This window comes from Mycobacterium sp. E796 (genome assembly GCF_001672815.1).
GTDB lineage: Bacteria > Actinomycetota > Actinomycetes > Mycobacteriales > Mycobacteriaceae > Mycobacterium.
Map to the genome: position 1 here is coordinate 1 of NZ_LZKK01000273.1, position 4,292 is coordinate 4,292.

The 4,292-nt window shown below is 65.7% G+C and carries 7 protein-coding genes; 3 read left to right on the forward strand and 4 right to left on the reverse strand.

Annotated features, from left to right (window positions below; genetic code table 11):
• On the reverse strand, nucleotides 1–733 hold a 733-nt coding region (locus A5706_RS21190), incomplete at its 3' end, for an SDR family NAD(P)-dependent oxidoreductase (RefSeq protein WP_197517918.1).
• A gap of 59 nt (nucleotides 734–792) precedes the next feature.
• Between A5706_RS21190 and A5706_RS21195 the strand changes: the two genes are divergently transcribed.
• On the forward strand, nucleotides 793–1,359 hold the full coding sequence (locus A5706_RS21195; RefSeq protein ID WP_068134856.1) for a carboxymuconolactone decarboxylase family protein: 567 nt from the start codon (nucleotides 793–795) through the stop codon (nucleotides 1,357–1,359).
• Here A5706_RS21195 and A5706_RS21200 read toward each other — a convergent pair whose 3' ends face one another.
• A complete protein-coding gene (locus tag A5706_RS21200; protein WP_231985370.1) occupies nucleotides 1,360–1,773 on the reverse strand; it encodes a DoxX family protein in 414 nt (137 codons plus the stop codon). It lies immediately after the preceding gene.
• A gap of 83 nt (nucleotides 1,774–1,856) precedes the next feature.
• On the opposite strand from A5706_RS21200, the gene A5706_RS21205 reads away from it, so the two are divergent.
• Nucleotides 1,857–2,357, forward strand: a complete 501-nt coding sequence (locus tag A5706_RS21205; RefSeq protein ID WP_068134859.1) for a nitroreductase family deazaflavin-dependent oxidoreductase — start codon at nucleotides 1,857–1,859, stop codon at nucleotides 2,355–2,357.
• A 43-nt stretch (nucleotides 2,358–2,400) separates the two neighbouring features.
• Here the strand turns inward: A5706_RS21205 and A5706_RS21210 are convergent, their stop codons facing one another.
• Both A5706_RS21210 and A5706_RS21215 read right to left on the reverse strand, forming a co-directional pair.
• Nucleotides 2,401–2,592 carry a hypothetical protein gene (locus A5706_RS21210; protein ID WP_068134862.1) on the reverse strand — a complete coding sequence of 64 codons (192 nt, stop codon included), beginning with the start codon at nucleotides 2,590–2,592 and terminating at the stop codon, nucleotides 2,401–2,403.
• A 192-nt stretch (nucleotides 2,593–2,784) separates the two neighbouring features.
• A complete protein-coding gene (locus tag A5706_RS21215; protein ID WP_068134865.1) occupies nucleotides 2,785–3,564 on the reverse strand; it encodes a cutinase family protein in 780 nt (259 codons plus the stop codon).
• A 107-nt stretch (nucleotides 3,565–3,671) separates the two neighbouring features.
• Here A5706_RS21215 and A5706_RS21220 point away from each other — a divergent pair, with 107 nt between their 5' ends.
• Nucleotides 3,672–3,977, forward strand: a complete 306-nt coding sequence (locus tag A5706_RS21220; RefSeq protein WP_068134868.1) for a DUF732 domain-containing protein — start codon at nucleotides 3,672–3,674, stop codon at nucleotides 3,975–3,977.
• The last annotated feature ends 315 nt before the right edge of the window (nucleotides 3,978–4,292 follow it).

Here is a 4,292-nt window from a genome sequence, read left to right on the forward strand (position 1 = left end):
TCTGCCCGGTGATGTAGCGGGACGCCTCCGAGGCGAGGAAGACGACGAGGTTTGCGACGTCTTGCGGTTCGCCGAGGTACGGCGTCAACGTGGCCCTGCCCAGCCGGCCGATGACTTCTTCGGACAGGTGCGCGCGAACGGCGTCGGTGAGGATCAGCCCGGGCACGACGGTGTTGGCTCGCACGCCGGCCTTTCCCTCGCTGGTCGCGACGTACATCGTCAAGGCGTGCACGCCGGACTTCGACACGCCGTAGGCCAGGCGGGTGCGGTCGCCGGACAGCGCCGCGCCCGACGACATGTTGACGATGGAACCGCCTCCGCTCCTTCGCATTTCGGGAACCGTGTGCTTGCACATGAGCAACTGGCTGCCGAGGTTGACTTCCAGCGATCGCCGCCACACGTCGAGCGGCATCTCGGTGACGGTGGTGTCCCGCGACAAGAAGTCGCTGGCCGTCAGCGCCGCGTTGTTGTGCAGCACGTCGACGCGGCCAAACTCCGCGACCGTCGACCGCACCACTTGGCGCGCCGTGTCCTCCTCGGCGAGATCGCCGCCGAGCGCGATGGCCCGGGCTCCGGTTCGCGCAATCTCGTCGGCGACCACGCCGGCCTTCGCCTCGTCGATGTCGACGACGGCGACGGCAGCGCCCTCGCGCGCCAATTCGCGCGCCGTTGCTGCGCCAATTCCGCCCGCACCCCCGGTGACTATCGCGACCTTTCCGGCAAGTCTGGACATCGAGTTCTCCCAAATCATCGGGGCTTTTCGGTGATGCACAAGAAAGTTAGCGTGATCTGATGCCGCGTATTGCGCCAATTCCGATGGAAGAGCTCAGCCCGCGTTCCCGCGAAATCGTGGAGGCTGGCGTCGCCGCCGGGCTCTACGCGACGCCGGTGCCCCTGCAGATATTCGCGTATCGCAGCGCACAGCTCGAACAGGTCAACATGGCCAGACACCAGCTGGGCGCCGGCACCCTGCTCGGCGGCCGGATCCTGGAGCTGCTGCGCATCCGCAGTGCACAACTCGGCGAATGCGAGCCGTGTAGCCAGTCGCGCAAACACGATTCGATCACCGACGAGGACGTCGCGTGCCTCCTCGCCCCGGGCCATGGCGCGCTCACGCCGCAGGAGCAGATGGCCGTCGAGTTCCTCGACCTGCTTTCGGCCGACCATCACGCCATGGACGACGAGTTCTACAAGCGCCTGGGGGAGCACTTCACCGCCGCGCAGATCATCGAGCTCGGCTTCACCTGCGCCGGGGTGATGGGACTGCACCGCTTCATCCACACCCTCGACGTCTACGGCGACTCGGCGCCCGTCATCGATTACGACGCGGGTCAGGTCGACAGCACGAAACCCGCGTGACTACGTAAGCGGATAGGGCCCGAAGCGGCCCCAGGCGACGAAGATCGCGAGCGCCAGCAGCACCGCGTTCATCGCGACGAACGGAGTCTCCTTGCGCCGGGCGTGCACCACGGCCGCGCCGATCATCACCACCGCGAGCCCGAGTGCGGCCAGCGGCACCAGGATCGGCGCGATATGCACCAGGCCCGGCACGATGAGCCCGATCGCGCCGAGGATCTCGGCGATCCCGATGAGCCGGATCGTCGTCGGGCTGTAATCCTCCGCCCAACCGAAACCCGAGCCCACCAATTGGTCCTTGGTGCGAACGAGTTTCAGCAGCCCGCTGCCGACGAATGTGACCGCCAGGACGATCGCGACGATCCACAGCGCCAGGTTCATCCAGACCTCCTCGGGGAAGCGCGATCTCGTGATCATCCAACGACACGCCGCCCCCGGCAAGGGCGTCACTCTTTGACACCTACTAGAGCCGGCGACGCAATTGCGGCAAGAATGACACCATGTCCGACCGGTCGTTCGACGCCACCAACCCGTTTCATCGAATGATGCGCACCTTCGCGGCCACGAAGATGGGCGCGGCGTTCATGCGCCCGGCGGCACACCATCTGGACCGGCTCGTCACCAAGATCACCGGCGGCCGAAGCAGCTTCGCCGGCATCGTGACCGGGGTTCCCGCGGTCATTCTCACCACCACCGGCGCCAAGTCCGGTCAACCGCGCACCGTCGCGTTGTACGGAATCCCGCACCCTGATGGCGTGGGCCTCATCGCGTCCAACTGGGGCGGCGAGAAGCACCCGGCCTGGTACTACAACCTCAAGGCCAACCCGAAAGCCACGGTGTCGATCGGCCGCGACACCTGGCCCGCCACCGCCCGGCTGGCGACGCCGGCCGAGCGCGACGAGATCTGGGCCAAGGGGCTCAAGATGTACCCCGGCTGGCACAAGTACGAGGCGCGCGCCGGCGACCGCCACATCGAGGCGTTCGTTCTCAGCCGGGATTGACGACCGCCGGCAATTTCGCCCGGCAAATCCGTCGTCGTTCCGGTCAGGTCGAGGTGACCAGGCGTTGCATGTGCGGAAGAATCACCCGGCACTCAGCGGCGCTGAGCCGCAACGTGCCGCGCTCGCCGTCTCTGGTGTCGAACGACAGGGTTAAGGAGCCGTGTTCGATCAGCGGTACTTCGCCTAGGTGGCCCTGGTAGGCCGCGAACTTGGGTTCCTCGATCACGACGAGCATGCAGTGCGGTCCTCTCCGGTTGTTCCCGACTCTCCCGGTACGAGCCTTTGCTCAGTATCTAACGCCTCGCTAACCCTCGCAGTTCGCCTGGACGGGCCTCCAGCTGGTTCGCCAGTGACGCGTTGATTACGCACGGAGCAAATCTGCGGTCGATCACGTCGGCGCTGCGCGGTGACCGCTCCGGGCGCGTAATTAGTGATTGACGTTAACGCCGCCCGCAGACGGAGACCCGACGACGGTCGTCGGCGCGCCAGGACTCGCAACCGCGGGCCCGCCGGCAGCTCCGCCAAGAAGACCGCCCGCAAAGGAAGCGCCCTGGTCAATCACTGCCGCGTTGGTCGCGTACGTGTCATGTGCGGCGAAATTCATCCCGTCAGCGCAGATCGGGTCCCCGGGAGCACAAATCTGGATCGTCTTGGCCTGGTAGAGCGGGCCGATGACGACCGGCGGCTCGCCAAAGAAATGCATTGCCCGTTCGTTCGGCACCGAGAAGAGCACGACCGAGGAGACGTGGTTGGCCACCTCCGGGTCCATCGGTTTCGGCACCGTCGTCGGATCGATCCCAGGCGGTACGGCAGCCGACGTGACGAAGCCCATCACGGCCGCGCCCTGCGAATAACCGCCCAGCACCATCTTGGTGTTGGGGCAGTCGTGCGCCATCGACACGACATGTGCGCCCGCGTCCCTGATGCCGGCCTCGCCCGCGTTCGTCCAGTCGTGGGTGGCGGGGTAATTGACTGCATATTCGTCGAGCGACTTTGCGCCAACGCGGGTGTGCAGGGACTCGACAAATGCTTGCCCGGTTGGGCCGAGCCCGACCGGGTCGTCGGTGCCGCGAGCGAACACCACCTGAACGTCCGGACACGGATCGGCGGAGGCGAGCGGGGTCGCAGAGGCGAGGACGACAACGCTGGCGCCCGACGCCGCGACTACCGCAGGAACAAGGAAACGAGGGATCTGACGCGCGATCATGCCGCGGTGTGCCCACTCGTGCGGGTTCTAAACCGGGAATTTCAGGAGCCGGCTTACCACCGACCGGTCCCGAGAGCGCTGACTGACCCGGGCTACCATGCACGGTCATGAAGCGCACTGTCGCGCTGCTGGCAGCGGCCCTATTCCTCATGGTTATTCCGACCGCTCACGCGGACGATAACGACACCGCGTTCCTGAACGCGCTCCACAATCAGGGCATCTCAAGCGCTAAGGGTGATCAGGGCCTGATCAATATGGGTCACAAGATGTGCACGCTGCTGGCGCAGGGCCGCAGCACGGATTCGATTGTGGGCATGGTCCAGTCCCACGAGCGGAACGGTATGACGGACGACGACGTGAGGTTTTTGGTGCGAACTTCGGCCACGTCTTATTGCCCCGAATATGCGCCGTAACGGATTACCAGCTGAGGCGGAGCTGGTGCCCTCGGCAGGATTCGAATTTGGCGGGCCGAAAATCGCCACAGGCTGCTGACCAGGCCTAAACCGGCCTCTACCAGCGAGTTATACGCAAATGCTTTGCGCCGCGGGATGGTTCCTCCCGTACGCGGCGAGGGGAGGTCGCACGGCTGAGCCGGGGGCGGGGTGCCAGCCTGGTGAGCGTAAAGCCCGCTGAGGTTGGCGTTGCGTCTATCGCGCCCCTGACCTGCACACGACGGGTCGAAAGTCCCTAGTCGCATCGGCGGGTCCGCGCGAATACTTCTGTCCTAC

Coding starts and splice junctions, on each gene's coding strand:
- A5706_RS21195 (WP_068134856.1), top strand. CDS start 793: ATGCCGCGTATTGCGCCAATTCCGATGGAAGAGCTCAGCCCGCGTTCC.
- A5706_RS21200 (WP_231985370.1), bottom strand. CDS start 1,773: ATGATCACGAGATCGCGCTTCCCCGAGGAGGTCTGGATGAACCTGGCG.
- A5706_RS21205 (WP_068134859.1), top strand. CDS start 1,857: ATGTCCGACCGGTCGTTCGACGCCACCAACCCGTTTCATCGAATGATG.
- A5706_RS21210 (WP_068134862.1), bottom strand. CDS start 2,592: ATGCTCGTCGTGATCGAGGAACCCAAGTTCGCGGCCTACCAGGGCCAC.
- A5706_RS21215 (WP_068134865.1), bottom strand. CDS start 3,564: ATGATCGCGCGTCAGATCCCTCGTTTCCTTGTTCCTGCGGTAGTCGCG.
- A5706_RS21220 (WP_068134868.1), top strand. CDS start 3,672: ATGAAGCGCACTGTCGCGCTGCTGGCAGCGGCCCTATTCCTCATGGTT.